The sequence below is a fragment of the Serratia sp. JKS296 genome (assembly GCF_900215445.1).
Lineage (GTDB): Bacteria > Pseudomonadota > Gammaproteobacteria > Enterobacterales > Enterobacteriaceae > Serratia > Serratia marcescens.
This window is the reverse complement of sequence record NZ_OCMX01000001.1, coordinates 2,921,709-2,935,266: the sequence shown is the minus strand read 5'-3', so window position 1 is coordinate 2,935,266 and position 13,558 is coordinate 2,921,709. Positions and strand designations below refer to the sequence as shown.

14 protein-coding genes are annotated in these 13,558 nt (G+C 60.3%); 6 read left to right on the top strand and 8 right to left on the bottom strand.

Going from position 1 to position 13,558, the window contains the following annotated elements:
- Nucleotides 1-11: 11 nt before the first annotated feature.
- The 5 genes from CRO23_RS13965 to CRO23_RS13945 all read right to left on the bottom strand — a co-directional run bounded on the left by CRO23_RS13965 (nucleotide 12) and on the right by CRO23_RS13945 (nucleotide 5,440).
- Nucleotides 12-1,454, bottom strand: a complete 1,443-nt coding sequence (locus tag CRO23_RS13965) for a glycoside hydrolase family 32 protein (RefSeq protein WP_097102281.1) — start codon at nucleotides 1,452-1,454, stop codon at nucleotides 12-14.
- Entirely contained in the window at nucleotides 1,451-2,710 is a 1,260-nt protein-coding gene (locus tag CRO23_RS13960; protein WP_033640564.1) for an MFS transporter, read from the bottom strand. The genes CRO23_RS13965 and CRO23_RS13960 overlap by 4 nt, the downstream gene beginning before the upstream one ends.
- Nucleotides 2,711-2,878: 168 nt before the next feature.
- Nucleotides 2,879-4,183 (bottom strand): MFS transporter, encoded by a 1,305-nt coding sequence (locus CRO23_RS13955; protein ID WP_097102279.1) that lies wholly within the window; start codon nucleotides 4,181-4,183, stop codon nucleotides 2,879-2,881.
- An 89-nt stretch (nucleotides 4,184-4,272) separates the two neighbouring features.
- Nucleotides 4,273-4,659, bottom strand: coding sequence for a GFA family protein (locus tag CRO23_RS13950; protein WP_016928022.1), 387 nt, complete (start codon nucleotides 4,657-4,659; stop codon nucleotides 4,273-4,275).
- Nucleotides 4,660-4,741: 82 nt separating this feature from the next.
- A complete protein-coding gene (locus CRO23_RS13945; protein WP_016928021.1) occupies nucleotides 4,742-5,440 on the bottom strand; it encodes a DAPG hydrolase family protein in 699 nt (232 codons plus the stop codon).
- A 93-nt stretch (nucleotides 5,441-5,533) separates the two neighbouring features.
- Between CRO23_RS13945 and CRO23_RS13940 the strand changes: the two genes are divergently transcribed.
- Nucleotides 5,534-6,178: a TetR/AcrR family transcriptional regulator gene (locus CRO23_RS13940; RefSeq protein WP_079449324.1), complete on the top strand. Its 645-nt coding sequence runs from the start codon at nucleotides 5,534-5,536 to the stop codon at nucleotides 6,176-6,178.
- Between the two features lie 56 nt (nucleotides 6,179-6,234).
- On the opposite strand, the gene pckA is transcribed toward CRO23_RS13940, so the two are convergent.
- Nucleotides 6,235-7,854 carry a phosphoenolpyruvate carboxykinase (ATP) gene (gene pckA / locus CRO23_RS13935; protein WP_016928019.1) on the bottom strand — a complete coding sequence of 540 codons (1,620 nt, stop codon included), beginning with the start codon at nucleotides 7,852-7,854 and terminating at the stop codon, nucleotides 6,235-6,237.
- A 432-nt stretch (nucleotides 7,855-8,286) separates the two neighbouring features.
- Between pckA and CRO23_RS13930 the strand changes: the two genes are divergently transcribed.
- A complete protein-coding gene (locus CRO23_RS13930) occupies nucleotides 8,287-9,630 on the top strand; it encodes a 2-hydroxycarboxylate transporter family protein (RefSeq protein WP_048795674.1) in 1,344 nt (447 codons plus the stop codon).
- Nucleotides 9,631-9,963: 333 nt separating this feature from the next.
- On the top strand, nucleotides 9,964-11,382 hold the full coding sequence (locus CRO23_RS13920; protein ID WP_016928016.1) for a serralysin family metalloprotease: 1,419 nt from the start codon (nucleotides 9,964-9,966) through the stop codon (nucleotides 11,380-11,382).
- Nucleotides 11,383-11,529: 147 nt separating this feature from the next.
- On the opposite strand, the gene CRO23_RS13915 is transcribed toward CRO23_RS13920, so the two are convergent.
- On the bottom strand, nucleotides 11,530-11,739 hold the full coding sequence (locus CRO23_RS13915) for a hypothetical protein (RefSeq protein WP_016928015.1): 210 nt from the start codon (nucleotides 11,737-11,739) through the stop codon (nucleotides 11,530-11,532).
- Nucleotides 11,740-11,898: 159 nt separating this feature from the next.
- Here CRO23_RS13915 and CRO23_RS25095 point away from each other — a divergent pair, with 159 nt between their 5' ends.
- Nucleotides 11,899-12,051, top strand: a complete 153-nt coding sequence (locus CRO23_RS25095) for a hypothetical protein (protein WP_162835083.1) — start codon at nucleotides 11,899-11,901, stop codon at nucleotides 12,049-12,051.
- A gap of 36 nt (nucleotides 12,052-12,087) precedes the next feature.
- Here the strand turns inward: CRO23_RS25095 and yniD are convergent, their stop codons facing one another.
- Nucleotides 12,088-12,180, bottom strand: coding sequence for a small membrane protein YniD (gene yniD, locus CRO23_RS25315; protein ID WP_016928013.1), 93 nt, complete (start codon nucleotides 12,178-12,180; stop codon nucleotides 12,088-12,090).
- A 339-nt stretch (nucleotides 12,181-12,519) separates the two neighbouring features.
- Here yniD and CRO23_RS13910 point away from each other — a divergent pair, with 339 nt between their 5' ends.
- Together CRO23_RS13910 and CRO23_RS13905 are read left to right on the top strand one after the other, a co-directional pair.
- Nucleotides 12,520-12,912, top strand: a complete 393-nt coding sequence (locus tag CRO23_RS13910) for an ASCH domain-containing protein (RefSeq protein ID WP_004931522.1) — start codon at nucleotides 12,520-12,522, stop codon at nucleotides 12,910-12,912.
- A gap of 4 nt (nucleotides 12,913-12,916) precedes the next feature.
- Nucleotides 12,917-13,516 carry a papain-like cysteine protease family protein gene (locus tag CRO23_RS13905; RefSeq protein WP_097102277.1) on the top strand — a complete coding sequence of 200 codons (600 nt, stop codon included), beginning with the start codon at nucleotides 12,917-12,919 and terminating at the stop codon, nucleotides 13,514-13,516.
- The last annotated feature ends 42 nt before the right edge of the window (nucleotides 13,517-13,558 follow it).

Sequence of the window (13,558 nt, the reverse complement as noted above, 5' to 3'; positions counted from 1 at the left end):
GCTCATTCCCATTACCCCCAGATGCTCGCCAACTGCCATCCCTCGATTGACTCGAACTGCGCCCGGCCGCCTTCGGCGAACAGGCTGAGACGGCGATCGCCCGCCGTCGGATAGAAGCGGCTGGTCAGGCAGGCCTCTCCCTGATTAACGAAGATTTCCAGCGAGGAGCGGTCAATAAAGATCCGCAGCGACACGGTGTCACCTTCCGGCAGCGGCACACTGCGGCAGGCGCACAGCGCCGGATGTTCATTAAAACGCTCCAGCACCAGTCGGTGTGACTGATTGTCGACGTACAGCCGCGCCGCACTCCCAATGGCCAGCCCGTAACGCTCGGCGTCGCTGTCGGTCGGTCTCAACGTCAGGATGAGCTCCTGCATATCGTTCGCCAGCGGCAGTTGCCGATTGGTCAGCGTCTGCGCCGACAACGTGTGTGATTCTCGGCGCAGCGCCGCCAGTTCACGCGCCGGGTTCATGCGGACGCTGCCGTCGGCGGCCAGCGTCAGCTCGCGCGGCAGGGTGAGGGCGCCGGCCCAGCGGTGCGCTTTGCTGGGCATCGGTGATTCCCACATATCCATCCAGGCAAACAGCAGCCGACGGCCGTCGGCGGCGGTGAAGGTCTGCGGCGCATAGAAATCGTGGCCGGCATCCAGCTCACAGAAGGGCTGGGTCACCGTAAAGTCGCTATTAGGCCGCCAGTGGCCAAGCAGATAGCCGCTCTGAAAGCGATTGCGGTAGCGGTAGCCCTGCGCCGCCAGTCCTTGCGGCGAGAACAGCAGCAGGTGTTGTTCCCCCAGCGGGAAGAAATCCGGGCATTCCCACATATACCCTTGATGCGCCGTTTGCGCGCCGGCCAGCACCCGATCGAAGCGCCAGGCGCGCAGGTCGGCAGAACGGTACAGGCGCACCTGGCCCAGGCCGTTTTCTTTGGCGCCGACCACCAGCCACCATTCGCCGTTCTCGCGCCAGACTTTCGGATCGCGAAAATGCTGAATGCCGTCCGGCGGGGCCAGCACCGGCCCGTGCTTGACGAAGCGTATGCCGTCTTCGCTGGTGGCCAGACATTGCACTTCCCGCACCTGACTGTCGTCACCGGGTTCGCCCAGCCACACGTGGCCGGTGTAAATCAGCGTCAGCACGCCGTTGTCATCCACGGCGCAGCCGGAAAAGCAACCGTCTTGGTCATAGGGCGCATCGGGCGCCAGGGCGATGGGCTGATGCTGCCAGCGTATCAGGTCGCGGCTGGTCGCGTGCCCCCAGTGCATGGGGCCCCAGTGCTCGCTATAGGGGTGATGCTGGAAGAAGGCATGATAGACGCCGTCAATACAGATCAGTCCGTTGGGATCGTTGATCCAGCCGGCGGGCGGCGCGAGATGGAACTGCGGATAATAATCGTCTCGGCGTTCTGCGCGCAGGGCTTCGACCGCATGGTCGGCTTGAGCTAAGGCAGTATTCATTGGACAGACTCACTTGATTTAATGGCGGATGGAAAGGGCGTTGCCGTGGCGGAGCGTTCGCCGCGCAGCAGGAAACAGGAGACAAGCGTGGTGGCGGCGACCGCGCAGCCCATCAGCAGATAGGTGTCGGCAAAGCCGATGCGGTCATAACCGTAGCCCGCCAGCGGTGACAGGAAGCTGGCCATCACCTGGGTGATGAACTGGAAACCTACCAGGTACAGCGTGGAGGAGAGTCGGCTGTCAAAGCGGCTCGCGATGTATTTGAAAATAGCGATCAGCAGGATTGGCAACTCTACGGCGTGCAGCAGTTTCATGGCGGAGATCATCAAGGCGCCGCTGACCAAGCCGGAGCCGAACATGCGCAGCGCCATTACGCCACCGGCCAGCAACAGCCCCTGTTTGGCGCCGATGCGGTTCACCAGTAGCGGGGCCAGGAACATGCCGCCTGCCTCGAGGAAGACCTGCAGCGAGTTGAGAAAACCGTACATCTCGTTGCCCTGTGCGCGAGAAGCGAACTGTGAAGCGAAGTAGACCGAAAATTGCTGATCGAAAACGTTGTATACGCTGATCCCCAGCACAAACACCACCAGCGCCCAGAAGCCGGGCATGCGCAGCAGCGCCAGCGCGTCCTGCAGCCGCAGGTTTTCCGGTTTGCCGAACGCCAGGCCGGCCATGGCATTCGGCTTCAGCTCGCGTACCTGGCTGAGCAGCACCAGGAACACCACGGCGGCGGCGGAGGCCAGCCAGAAATTGATGTTCGGATTGATATTGAAGATAAAACCGGCCACAAAGGTGGCGCTGGCCCAGCCAAGCGAGCCCCACATGCGGGCGCGGCCGAATTCGAAACCGCTGATGCGGCTGACTCGCTCGGTATAAGATTCCAGCGCGCCGATACCGGCGAAGAAGGTCGCGCCGATGAACACCCCGCCGACCAAAGCGCCGAGCGGCAGGCTGCTCGCCAGCAGCGGGGCGTAAACGTAGATAAAGAACGGGCCGGTCAGCAGCAGCATCACGCCGAGAAACTGCAGCAGGTGTTTGCGCAGCCCAAGTTTATCCTGAATAAACCCGTACAGCGGCTGTGCGCACAGCGCCACCAGCGAGATAGCGGAGAAGATCAGGCCGGTCTCGGCGCCTTTCAGCCCGATCTTTTGATTCAGCCACAGCGAGATCAACGAAAAGCTGGAAGACCAGGTGAAGAAAAAGAAGAACAGCAGGCCGCTGAGCAGCACGTAATATTTTTTCGTTTCGCGGTTCATGGGTAGGGCCCCGGTGAGTGAAGTTAGCTCTATTGTTAACGTTAACTCGCGAAGGGATGAAGCGGCCAGATATCACGCATGAGATGTTAATCACAAAAGTTAACGTTAACATTTTTGCCTTGTGATCGAGGTCACGAGTTGGCAAGGGGGCGATGTGCCCCCGCAGGATTAACGTTCGTTCAGCGAGCGCAGATGATCGTCGCGGCGCAGCGTCATCAGCGCAAACAGGCTCACCACCGAGGTGGCGACCACGTAGTAGGCGGGAATGTCGATATTGCCGGTCTGTTTGATGAGGCCGGTAATAGTCAGCCCGGCCGAGCCGGAAAACACCGCATTGGATAGCGAGTAAGCCAGCCCCAAACCGGTATAGCGCACCCGGGTCGGGAACATCTCAGCCAGCATCGCCGGGCCGGGACCGGCCAGCAGGCCGACCACGGCGCCGGCGACCATCACCGCCAGCCCTTTGGCCCACAGTGAACTCTGCGCATCCTGCAGCAGGTGCAGTAAGGGAAAGGTGAACAGGATCACCGCCGCCACCGCCGTCAGCATCACCGTTTTACGTCCCAGTTTGTCGCTGATGATGCCCGCCGGCAGAATGGTCAGGGCGAAGCCGACGTTGGCCAGCACCGTCGCCACCAGCGCCTGCTGGAAGGTGGCGTGCAGCGAGGTTTGCAAATAGGAAGGCATCACCACCAGAAAGGTATAGCCGGCGGCCGACCAGCCCATCATGCGGCCGATGCCGATCAGTATGGTTTTCGCTACGCCGCCCAAGCTCGCTTCCGGCGGTGGGGCGCTGTGTTCCGCGGCCTGTTGCGCCTGGGTAAACGTGGGTGTCTCTTCGAGCTTGAGCCGCAGCCACAGCGCCACGGCGCCCATCGGCAGCGCCAGCAGGAACGGAATGCGCCAGCCCCAGTCATGCAGCTGCTGCGCGCTGAGCAGCGCGGCCAACAGCGCCACCAATCCGGCGCCGGCCAACAGGCCGAGCGCGACGGTCAGCGACTGCCAGGCGCCGAACAGCCCGCGCTTGCCCTTCGGGGCGAACTCGGTCATCAGCGACACGGCGCCGCCGAATTCGCCGCCGGCGAACAGCCCCTGAAACATGCGCAGCAGCGTCAGCAGCAGCGGGGCGGCGACGCCGATCGAGGCATAGGTCGGCATGACGCCGATCAGCGCGGTGGCCAGCGTCATCAACAGCAGGACCGCAATCAGCGTCGGGCGACGGCCGATGCGATCGCCGATGCGGCCGAAGATCACCGCGCCGATCGGCCGACAGAAAAACGCCAGCGCGAAAGCGGCGTAGGTGAGGATCAGGCTGGTGATTTCATTTTCACCCTGCAGCGTGAAAAAATTGGCGGCGATAACGGTGGCCAGGAACCCGTATACGCCGAACTCATACCATTCGATAAAGTTGCCGACCGAGCCGGCCAGCAACGCCTGACGCGAGCGGCGCGCGTCGAGAGTCTGTTGATTCATCCCCGTTCCCATATTTTGAATTATTGTTCGTCAGTTCTAAATTTATACGACAAAACAATCAATTGATTTCAGCGGGAACTGTGAAGCGCTCAGCGCATGCCGTCGATGCGCCACCATGAGGGGCATACATCGGCGAAAGCGTGCGAGGTCGGGCGGAGCTCCGGCAGATCGGCGCGATCGAAGCTGCCGGTGACCAGCGCCACCGTCGGCTCGTCGTCGAGCGCCCCCAGCGTGCTGCCGCAGCGCGGACAAAAGGCGCGGCTGGAATAAGGCGAGGAGCGGTACAAGGCCGGCAGGCCGCCCGGACCATTCCACTTGACGGCCTGACGCGGAAATTCGACCCAGCAGAGCGTCGGCGCGCCCGAGTGGCGCCGGCAAAATTCGCAGGAACAGCTGTGTGGGTTACCGGGCAGGCCGTGCGCCTGAAAGCGAATATGCCCGCACAGGCAGCCGCCGCTATAGCCTGGATTTTCCATGAGTTCTCCGTCAGAAACGCGGGAATGGCGATGAAAATCACTATAGCGGCATCGTGAGAAAATAACAGGCCCCGCCGGCGGCTTACCAGAGCAACGGCGCCGGCTCGCGGCCGTTTTCGGCGTAGTACAGCGACGGCAGGAACTGCGCCAGATAGCTGAACTCGTTGTAGCAGTGGCGCATCAGGTTAAACCCGATGTCATCCGACAGTTCGTCGTGGGCGTTGGCGCAGGCTTTACCCAGCAGGAAGCGGCTGCGCAGCACGCACCCGTAAGGCGTATCGCGCACCAAATGCAGCATCTCGCCGTCGCAGGGATCGCCGTTGTCATCCAACGCCACCTGATCGCCGAAGCCGATACGCGCGCAAACCGCGGCGGAGAGTGCCTGCGCGTCACGCGCCTGGCGCAGCGGCTGCGGCGCGAAGAAGTCATCGGCGGCGTGGAACTTGAGGCGCGCCGCGACCGGCGGCAGCTCCGCCAGCCATTCGACCGCTTCGATGCTGGCGCCGATGTAGCTTTCCCCTTTTTTCCAGTGGCGATCCCAGCCGCGATGTTCGACGTGATCGTGAGGGTGCCACCAGTTGATGTGCTGCGTGTTCTCGAAGAAGGTGAACCACCAGTCCAGCATGCGCCCTTTGCAGCCGTGCAGATCGGTACGAATCGCGACGGTGAGCAGGCCGTCGGCGCTGCGACTCAGCCCCATCTCCAGCCGCAGCGGTTCGGGCCTGAGCAACTCGTTGATATCGTTGACGCCCCACGGCGCCAGCAGGGAAGGGTGTGTCATAATGGGTTCCTGTTTTATTTTGGAAACTAATGTCGTTTCCAAAATAAAGCTATGCTGCTATGCTGAGTCTGTCAATGCTTGTGAGGAATAAAGATGGCGAACCCGAATGAAGAACCGCCGCGCGCTCGCGGTCGGCCGGCCACGCCGGAAACGGCGCTGCGCGCCGCGCTGGCGCAGGCGACGCTGGCGTTGCTGCTCGACGGCGGCTATGCCGCAGCAACGGTGGACGCGGTGGCGAAACGCGCCGGGGTGGCGAAAAAAACCCTGTATCGTTTTGCCGCTAATCGCGACGAACTGGTCGCGCAGGCGGTGAGCGGCTGGACCGAGGCGTTTCAGTCGGCCTTCGCCCAGGATGCCGCGCAACGGGCGGCGGTGGCGCCGCTGTTGGAAAAAGGGCTGCAGGCCATCGCGCAGCAGGTATTGAGCGCCGAGGCGGTGGGGATGTTTCGGCTGTTGCAAAGCGAGTTTCCGGGGCGCGAGGCGCTGCTGGGCAGCTATCAGCGCAACGGCATTCAGCGTGGCCGGACGACGGTGGCGGACTGGCTGCAGCGCCAGCAGCAGTGCGGATGGCTGCGTGAGCGCGACTGGGCGCAAACCAGCGACCTGATGTTGGCGATGACCATCGCCGAGCCGCTACGGCAGATGACGCTGGGACTGTTGCCGCCGGGCAGCGCGATCGACGAGCGCATCGCGGCGGCGGTGGCGCTGGTGATGCCGGGTTTGCTGGCGGAAGGATGAAAACAAGAAAGGGCCGAGAGTTCGGCCCTTAAACAGCAGAATGCAAAACGTCTGCGTTACAGCTTCGGCCCGGCGTTCACCAGTTTTTCGCCCGCCGGAGTGACGGTATATTTGGCGAAGTTATCGATAAAGCGCTGCGCCAGATCCTGCGCTTTCTCCTGCCACAGCGATTCGTCGGCATAGGTTTTGCGCGGATCGAGGATAGACGGATCGACGCCCGGCAGCGCGGTCGGCACTGCCAGCCCGAAGATCGGCAGCGTGAAGGTCTCGGCCTGCTCAATGTCGCCATTCAGAATGGCGTCGATGATGCCGCGAGTATCTTTGATCGAGATACGCTTGCCGCTGCCGTTCCAGCCGGTGTTGACCAGGTAAGCCTGGGCGCCGGCGGCCTCCATGCGTTTCACCAGCACTTCGGCGTACTGCGTCGGGTGCAGCGTCAGGAACGCGGCGCCGAAGCAGGCGGAGAAGGTCGGCGTCGGCGCGGTGATGCCGCGCTCGGTGCCGGCCAGCTTGGCGGTGAAGCCGGACAGGAAGTGGTATTGGGTCTGCTCCGGCGTCAGGCGCGACACCGGCGGCAGCACGCCGAAGGCGTCGGCGGTCAGGAAGATGATCTTGCGCGCGTGGCCGGCTTTGGACACCGGCTTGACGATGTTCTCGATGTGATAAATCGGGTAAGAGACGCGGGTGTTCTCGGTTTTGCTGGCGTCGTCGAAGTCGATGCTGCCGTCGGCCAGCACGGTGACGTTTTCCAGCAGCGCATCGCGACGGATCGCCTGATAGATTTCCGGCTCCGCCTGCGGCGACAGCTTGATGGTTTTGGCGTAGCAGCCGCCTTCGAAGTTGAACACGCCGTCGTCGTCCCAACCGTGCTCGTCATCGCCGATCAGCTGGCGTTTCGGGTCGGTAGAGAGGGTGGTTTTGCCGGTGCCGGACAGGCCGAAGAATACCGCCACGTCGCCTTGCTCGCCGACGTTAGCCGAGCAGTGCATCGACGCGATGCCCTTCAGCGGCAGCAGATAGTTCATGATCGAGAACAGGCCTTTCTTCATTTCGCCGCCGTACCAGGTGCCGCCGATCAACTGCATGCGCTCGGTCAGATTGAAGGCGACGAAGTTCTCCGAGTGCAGCCCTTGCTGCTGCCAGTCCGGGTTGGTGCATTTAGCGCCGTTCATCACCACGAAGTCCGGTTCAAAGTCCGCCAGCTCGGCGTCGCTCGGGCGGATGAACATGTTTTTCACGAAGTGCGCCTGCCAGGCCACCTCGGTGATGAAGCGCACTTTCAGACGCGTGTCGGCGTTGGCGCCGCAGAACGCGTCCACCACGAACAGACGCTTGCCGGAGAGCTGATTGCCCACCAGCGTCTTCAGATGCTGCCAGACTTCCGGCGAGAGCGGCTGGTTGTCGTTCTTGCCGGTGCCGTTGTCCGACCACCAGACGGTATCGCGCGTGGTGTCGTCGCGCACGATGTATTTGTCCTTCGGCGAACGGCCGGTAAATTCACCGGTCGCGACGTTGACCGCGCCCAGTTGGGTGAGTGTGCCGCGCTCCAGCGGCGGCAGATCGGCGCGAGTCTCTTCGGCGAACAGCAATTCATAGCTGGGGTTATAGACGATGTCGGCGGCCTGATGGATGCCGTAGCGAGCGAGGGTTTGTGGGGTAACAGCGCGTGAAGACATATTCTACTTCCTTATGAGTCATATTATGCCTCTTTCCCGTGCGGTGCCGCGCGCAGGATTGAGATTCGGATCAAGCTGACCGGATTCAGCTAATGCATTTCCGGTTCTTTATTAATAAAACAGGGGGTTTTTTCGCCCTCCTATAGCATAGCAGCGAATTTAAGCCTGCTTACTTTAATTACAAAATGCTGACGATAATTAATTAAAACTAACCTTGGCGGAGGGTCACAATATTGAATTCCGCCGGCGTAATTTAGTTTTGCATTTTTATTTTTTATCATATCGTCAGGGCTGTCTACTGTTTTATTTCTTATTAGAAAAAGCGAAATCCACAATAGGATTTTTCGTAATCATTTGTTTTTGCTTGGCTATGGCAAATTTTTTGCGCCAGGTGAATCTAACCGTACTGTACGCTTGTCAGCAGGGTGAATAATGAAACAGATAAATGCAGAACTGGCCTGTGATAAAAATACGGCATCGTCCGAATCCTCAGGATTAATTAATCAACTTCGTCAAATAGATATCGGCGCGGTACCGATCGCCTTGTTTATCACGATTTGCGCGATCGTAGCGATTTCCGCCTACGCCAACTTCCTGCCGAAGAATATGATCGGCGGCCTGGCGGTGATAATGACGCTGGGCTTTGCGCTGGCGCAGTTGGGAAAAAGCATTCCCGTGCTGCGCGATATCGGCGGGCCGGCCATTCTGTGTTTGATGGTGCCGTCGGTGCTGGTCTATTTCGATGTCTTCCAGCCCAACGTCATGGGCACCGTCCATTTGCTGATGAAAGACGCGAACCTGCTTTATTTCGTCATCGCCAGTCTGGTGGTCGGCAGCATTCTCGGCATGAACCGGGTGATCCTGATCCAGGGGATGATTCGCATGTTCGTGCCGCTGGTGGTGGGCACGATCACGGCGGTGATCACCGGGCTGCTGGTGGGCAAGCTGTTCGGCTTTACCTTCTATCACACCTTCTTCTTCATCATCGTGCCGATCATCGGCGGCGGCATCGGCGAGGGGATTTTACCGCTGTCGCTGGCCTATTCGGCGATCCTGGGCTCGACGCCGGATGTCTATGTCGCGCAGCTGGCGCCGGCGGCGGTGCTGGGTAACATCTTCGCCATCGTGACCGCCGGGGTGCTGGCGCGCATCGGTATGCAGCGCAAGGCGCTGAGCGGCGACGGCATGCTGATCCGTTCGGCGCAGGAGAACGCGATGTTCGCCATCAAGGAGCAAAGCGGCAACGTCGATTTCCAACTGATGGGCGGCGGGCTGCTGGTGATCTGCGCCTTCTTTATCGTCGGCGGCCTGTTCGAACACATCGTGCATATTCCCGGGCCGGTGCTGATGATCCTGTTCGCGGTGCTGTGCAAGTACTGCCGGGTGATCCCGGCTTCGATGGAGACCGGCGCGCACAGTTTCTACAAGTTCGTCTCCACCGCGCTGGTGTGGCCGCTGATGATCGGTCTGGGCATGCTGTACGTGCCGCTGGAAAGCGTGGTGGCGGTGTTCTCGGTCGGTTATGTGGTGGTCTGTGGCTCGGTGGTGCTGTCGATGGGACTGGTCAGTTTCCTGATTGCGCCTTACCTGAAGATGTTTCCGGTGGAGGCGGCGATTGTCACCTGTTGTCACAGTGGCCTGGGCGGCACCGGTGACGTGGCGATCCTGTCGGCGTCGAACCGCATGGGGCTGATGCCGTTCGCCCAAATCGCCACGCGCATCGGCGGCGCTTCCACGGTCATCGGCGCGACGCTGCTGCTTGGTTGGTTAGTCTGAGTCCAGAGTATCTTATGGATAACCGGGGTTGGATTGCCCCGGTTTTTTTATGCGTTTTTATTCGCTTATCGTGATAGTGCTGATTATTGCCTTGAAAATCATTCGTGTGGCGCAAATGCATAGCCGTACTTTATCTAAGAAAATTCTGTAATCGGTGAAAATGTGTCTATTCTTTTCTCTTAAGGGATTATCGTTCTCATTCAGAGTGCCGAGGGAAGGCGCCAGCGCATTACCGATATCCCCGTATTGATTCAACACCGGGCCGCTGCCGTTCAGGCAATCCGCCAGTTGGGGCATCCCCCCGATTGAATTGACGAATATGGAGATAAGGTTATGTCATCAAGCAATGCTTCCGTTAAGGCCGAAGGCGTATTAGCCCTGCTGGGCGCTTATAAACCCGATGAAGACGACACCATTACCGTGCTTCATCCGTCGAAAACGTTCGAAAACGCCGGCCTGGAGCTGGTGCGCGGCGATCGCAGTTGGCACGACAAGGGCGTGACCGACACGCCGGTCTCCCTGACCTACAGCTTCTGGGAAAAGGCGCCGGGCAACATGTCGAGCATGAGCATCAGCGGCTTCAGCAGCTTTAACGCCGAACAGCGCGAGCAGGCTAAACTGTCGCTGCAGTCATGGTCAGACGTGGCTAACATCACCTTCACCGAAACCAGCAACACCGCCGCCGCCAACATCAAATTCGGCCTGTTCGACTACAGCTCGCGCGGCTCTTATGCCTTCGCGTATAACCCGGACTCCTCGCCTTCGGTCGCCGGGCAAACCTGGTATAACGCCAAGAACCCTACCTTCGTCAACAACCAGATCCATGAGAACGAGTACGGTCGCCAGACCTTCACCCATGAAATCGGCCATGCGTTGGGGTTGCAGCATCCGGGCGACTATAACGCCGCGCCGGGCGTCAGCATCACCTACGCTAAAGACGCGACCTACTTTGAGGACAGCCGCGCGCACAGCCTGATGAGCTATTTCAGCGAAAGCAACACCGGGCAGGACTTTAAAGGCGCGTACTCTTCCGGGCCGTTGCTCAACGACATCACGGCGATCCAGCATTTCTACGGCGCCAACATGAACACCCGCACCGGCGACACGGTTTACGGTTTCAATTCCAACACCGATCGCGACTTCCTCACCGCCACCGGCGCGCAGGACAAGATAATCTTCACCGCCTGGGACGCCGGCGGCAACGACACCTTCGACTTCTCCGGCTTCGGCCAGAATCAGCGCATCAATCTGAATGAAAAGGCGTTCTCGGACGTCGGCGGCCTGAAAGGCAACGTGTCTATCGCCGCAGGCGTAACGATTGAAAACGCCATCGGCGGGTCGGGTAACGATGTGCTGGTAGGGAACGCCGCCGATAACGTGCTCAAGGGCGGCGCGGGCGATGACGTGCTGTACGGCGGCAAAGGGGCGGATCAGCTGTGGGGCGGCGCCGGCAAGGACACCTTCGTCTACTTTGCGGCGGATGAGTCGACGGCGGCGGCGCCGGATTGGATCCGCGACTTCGTGCGCGGCGAGGACAAGATCGATCTGACGCTGTTCAACACCGGCAGCGCCGACGGCATCCGCTTCGTCGATCAGTTCAGCGGCAAGGCAGGCGAGGCGACGCTGAGCTACGATGCGCAAAATCACGTCAGTGACGTGGCGATCAACCTGGGCGGCGGCTTTGACGGCAGTGATTTCCTGGTGAAAGTGGTGGGACAGCCGCTGGATGCGGGGGATTTCGTGCTGGCCTGATGCAGGCAACAAAAATAGGGCATTTTGGGCAAAAACCCGACAATTCCTATTAATTACGTCATATTAGCGTGACATAGTAGCGCGCAGAAGGCCGGGCTTGCATACCTCGGGCTTCTGTCGGATCGCCAACCTTCTTCGGTTGGCGATTCATTTTCCGCCTTTCAGCATGTTGATGGCGGCGCCGAGCAGGATACGCCGTTCGATGTCGTTGCTCTCGGCCAACTGCCGCGTCAGATGTTTTTCCAGCGTTTCCACCGACAGCGCTTCGCCGCGATGACGCAGTTGCATCACGCCATCGCCGATCAGGCGTGCGACCTCATCCCATACGGGTTTAATCTCCTGTTCCGAGAACGTCATGGCCTACACCTCGGTGGATTGATTTTTGCCCAATGTAGCAGCTGAGCTGCGGCTTCGCTACCCGCCGCCTAAAACAGGAAGCATAAAAAACAAGCCATCAGTATTTCTTCTGGTTTTTACGCTCAATACTTGCGTTGTCGAAAAGCAGGAGAAAACATCATGAACTGGGTCGAAACCTTGGCGGAGTACTACCGCCTGAGCCGCACGGGTGAAACGCAGCATTGGCTGTGTCGCCGCTGGTTGCTTCAGGAGGAGGCGCGTTTGGCCTATTTGCGGGAGTTGCTGGAGCCGACTGCGCCACGGCGGCGGTGAACAGGGCGCCGGCGTTGCCGGCGTCGTTTCGCGGGATTAACCGAAGGCGATCGCCGCCCAACGCAACAGCAGCAGCGCCAGGCAGATCAGCAGCAGCACCACGACCATTTTACTGAGCTTGTTGCCCATGCGTTTTGTCGCCACGTCGCCTTCCTTTTTAGCTGAAATACCACCCGCCGGCGAAGAGGATGAGGAAAAGCGTCACTAACGCGACGCCGTTGAGTAAGTCGCTGAACGTATCGTCAGCATCGATGTCATTTTGCCGCATGTTACCGCCTGGCGGACGCCATTGGGTGAATAATGTTCACAGTATGCGCCCCGCAGCGCGACAGGCACAGCGAAGAACGGTAAAAACGCGTAAAGACGGCGGTGGTGGAATGCGCAGTCGCGCCTGCGACGGGTGCAGACGGCCGGCAATACGTTGTACTATCCTGTCTGCATTGAGGCATTTTTCCAAAAGGTATAATCATGGCGACGGCAATTCCACAGAAATACGAACACCTTGAGCGTTGGGCATTCGGCGATACCGAGCAGCAGGCCGATGAAGTGGTGCAATTGATCCTCAATGGCACCAAAACGGCCACCTGTTCCAACCTGGACGGCGAAGGGATCCCGCAGGCCGGCGATCTGTTCCTGGTGGTGGATGGCAAGGGGGAGCCGGTCTGCGCGGTCGAGCTGACCGCGGTGGAAATGAAAACTTACGATCAGGTCGATGAAGCGCACGCCTTTGCCGAAGGCGAGGGCGATCGCTCGCTGGCGCATTGGCGCAAAGAGCTGCAGCGCTTCTTCGAAGAGTACGATCTGTTCTCGCCGGACATGACGCTGGTGCTGATGAATTTCAAAGTCGTCGACAAATTCTAATCTTATGCGCGCCGTTCCCTACGAGTGCCAGTGGGCGAGCCCGGCGTTGGCCGCCGATCTGATAGCCGGCCGCGCGACGCTGGCGCAAGACGAAAATTGGGCGCGCAGCGGCGCCCGCGATCGGGTCGAGTACATCGAGTGGGCCAACCACGTGTGCGGCATGGCCTGCCTGAAAATGGTGCTGGGCCATCGCGACGGCGCAGCGCCGCCGCTGCTGGAGCTAGCGCGGCGCAGCCTGCCCTATGGCGCCTATGTGCGCGAGGGTGAGCGGATCAAGGGCCTGATTTACGCGCCGTTCGTCGAGTACGTGCGAGAGCAGTTCGCGCTGCAAGCGGAGGTGAAGGTGGGGCTGGCGGCTGCCGACGTGCCGGCGCTGCTTAGCGAATACCGTTACTTTATCGCCTCGGTGCATCCCGCCATTCGCCGGCCGGAGAGCGCACCGCCGCACAGGGGCGGGCATCTGGTGCTGATCACCGCCGCCGATGCGCAAAGCGTGACCTTCCATAATCCTTCGGGCGACAGCCCGGCGACGCGTGAGCACGTACAGCTGTCACTCAACCGCTTCGCCCCTTTCTTTGCCGGCCGCGGCATCGCCATCGCATAAAAAACGCGCTGTTTCCGATGAAAACAGCGCGTCGTCAGCAGT

Coding starts and splice junctions, on each gene's coding strand:
- CRO23_RS13965 (WP_097102281.1), bottom strand. CDS start 1,454: ATGAATACTGCCTTAGCTCAAGCCGACCATGCGGTCGAAGCCCTGCGC.
- CRO23_RS13960 (WP_033640564.1), bottom strand. CDS start 2,710: ATGAACCGCGAAACGAAAAAATATTACGTGCTGCTCAGCGGCCTGCTG.
- CRO23_RS13955 (WP_097102279.1), bottom strand. CDS start 4,183: ATGAATCAACAGACTCTCGACGCGCGCCGCTCGCGTCAGGCGTTGCTG.
- CRO23_RS13950 (WP_016928022.1), bottom strand. CDS start 4,659: ATGGAAAATCCAGGCTATAGCGGCGGCTGCCTGTGCGGGCATATTCGC.
- CRO23_RS13945 (WP_016928021.1), bottom strand. CDS start 5,440: ATGACACACCCTTCCCTGCTGGCGCCGTGGGGCGTCAACGATATCAAC.
- CRO23_RS13940 (WP_079449324.1), top strand. CDS start 5,534: ATGGCGAACCCGAATGAAGAACCGCCGCGCGCTCGCGGTCGGCCGGCC.
- pckA (WP_016928019.1), bottom strand. CDS start 7,854: ATGTCTTCACGCGCTGTTACCCCACAAACCCTCGCTCGCTACGGCATC.
- CRO23_RS13930 (WP_048795674.1), top strand. CDS start 8,287: ATGAAACAGATAAATGCAGAACTGGCCTGTGATAAAAATACGGCATCG.
- CRO23_RS13920 (WP_016928016.1), top strand. CDS start 9,964: ATGTCATCAAGCAATGCTTCCGTTAAGGCCGAAGGCGTATTAGCCCTG.
- CRO23_RS13915 (WP_016928015.1), bottom strand. CDS start 11,739: ATGACGTTCTCGGAACAGGAGATTAAACCCGTATGGGATGAGGTCGCA.
- CRO23_RS25095 (WP_162835083.1), top strand. CDS start 11,899: ATGAACTGGGTCGAAACCTTGGCGGAGTACTACCGCCTGAGCCGCACG.
- yniD (WP_016928013.1), bottom strand. CDS start 12,180: ATGGGCAACAAGCTCAGTAAAATGGTCGTGGTGCTGCTGCTGATCTGC.
- CRO23_RS13910 (WP_004931522.1), top strand. CDS start 12,520: ATGGCGACGGCAATTCCACAGAAATACGAACACCTTGAGCGTTGGGCA.
- CRO23_RS13905 (WP_097102277.1), top strand. CDS start 12,917: ATGCGCGCCGTTCCCTACGAGTGCCAGTGGGCGAGCCCGGCGTTGGCC.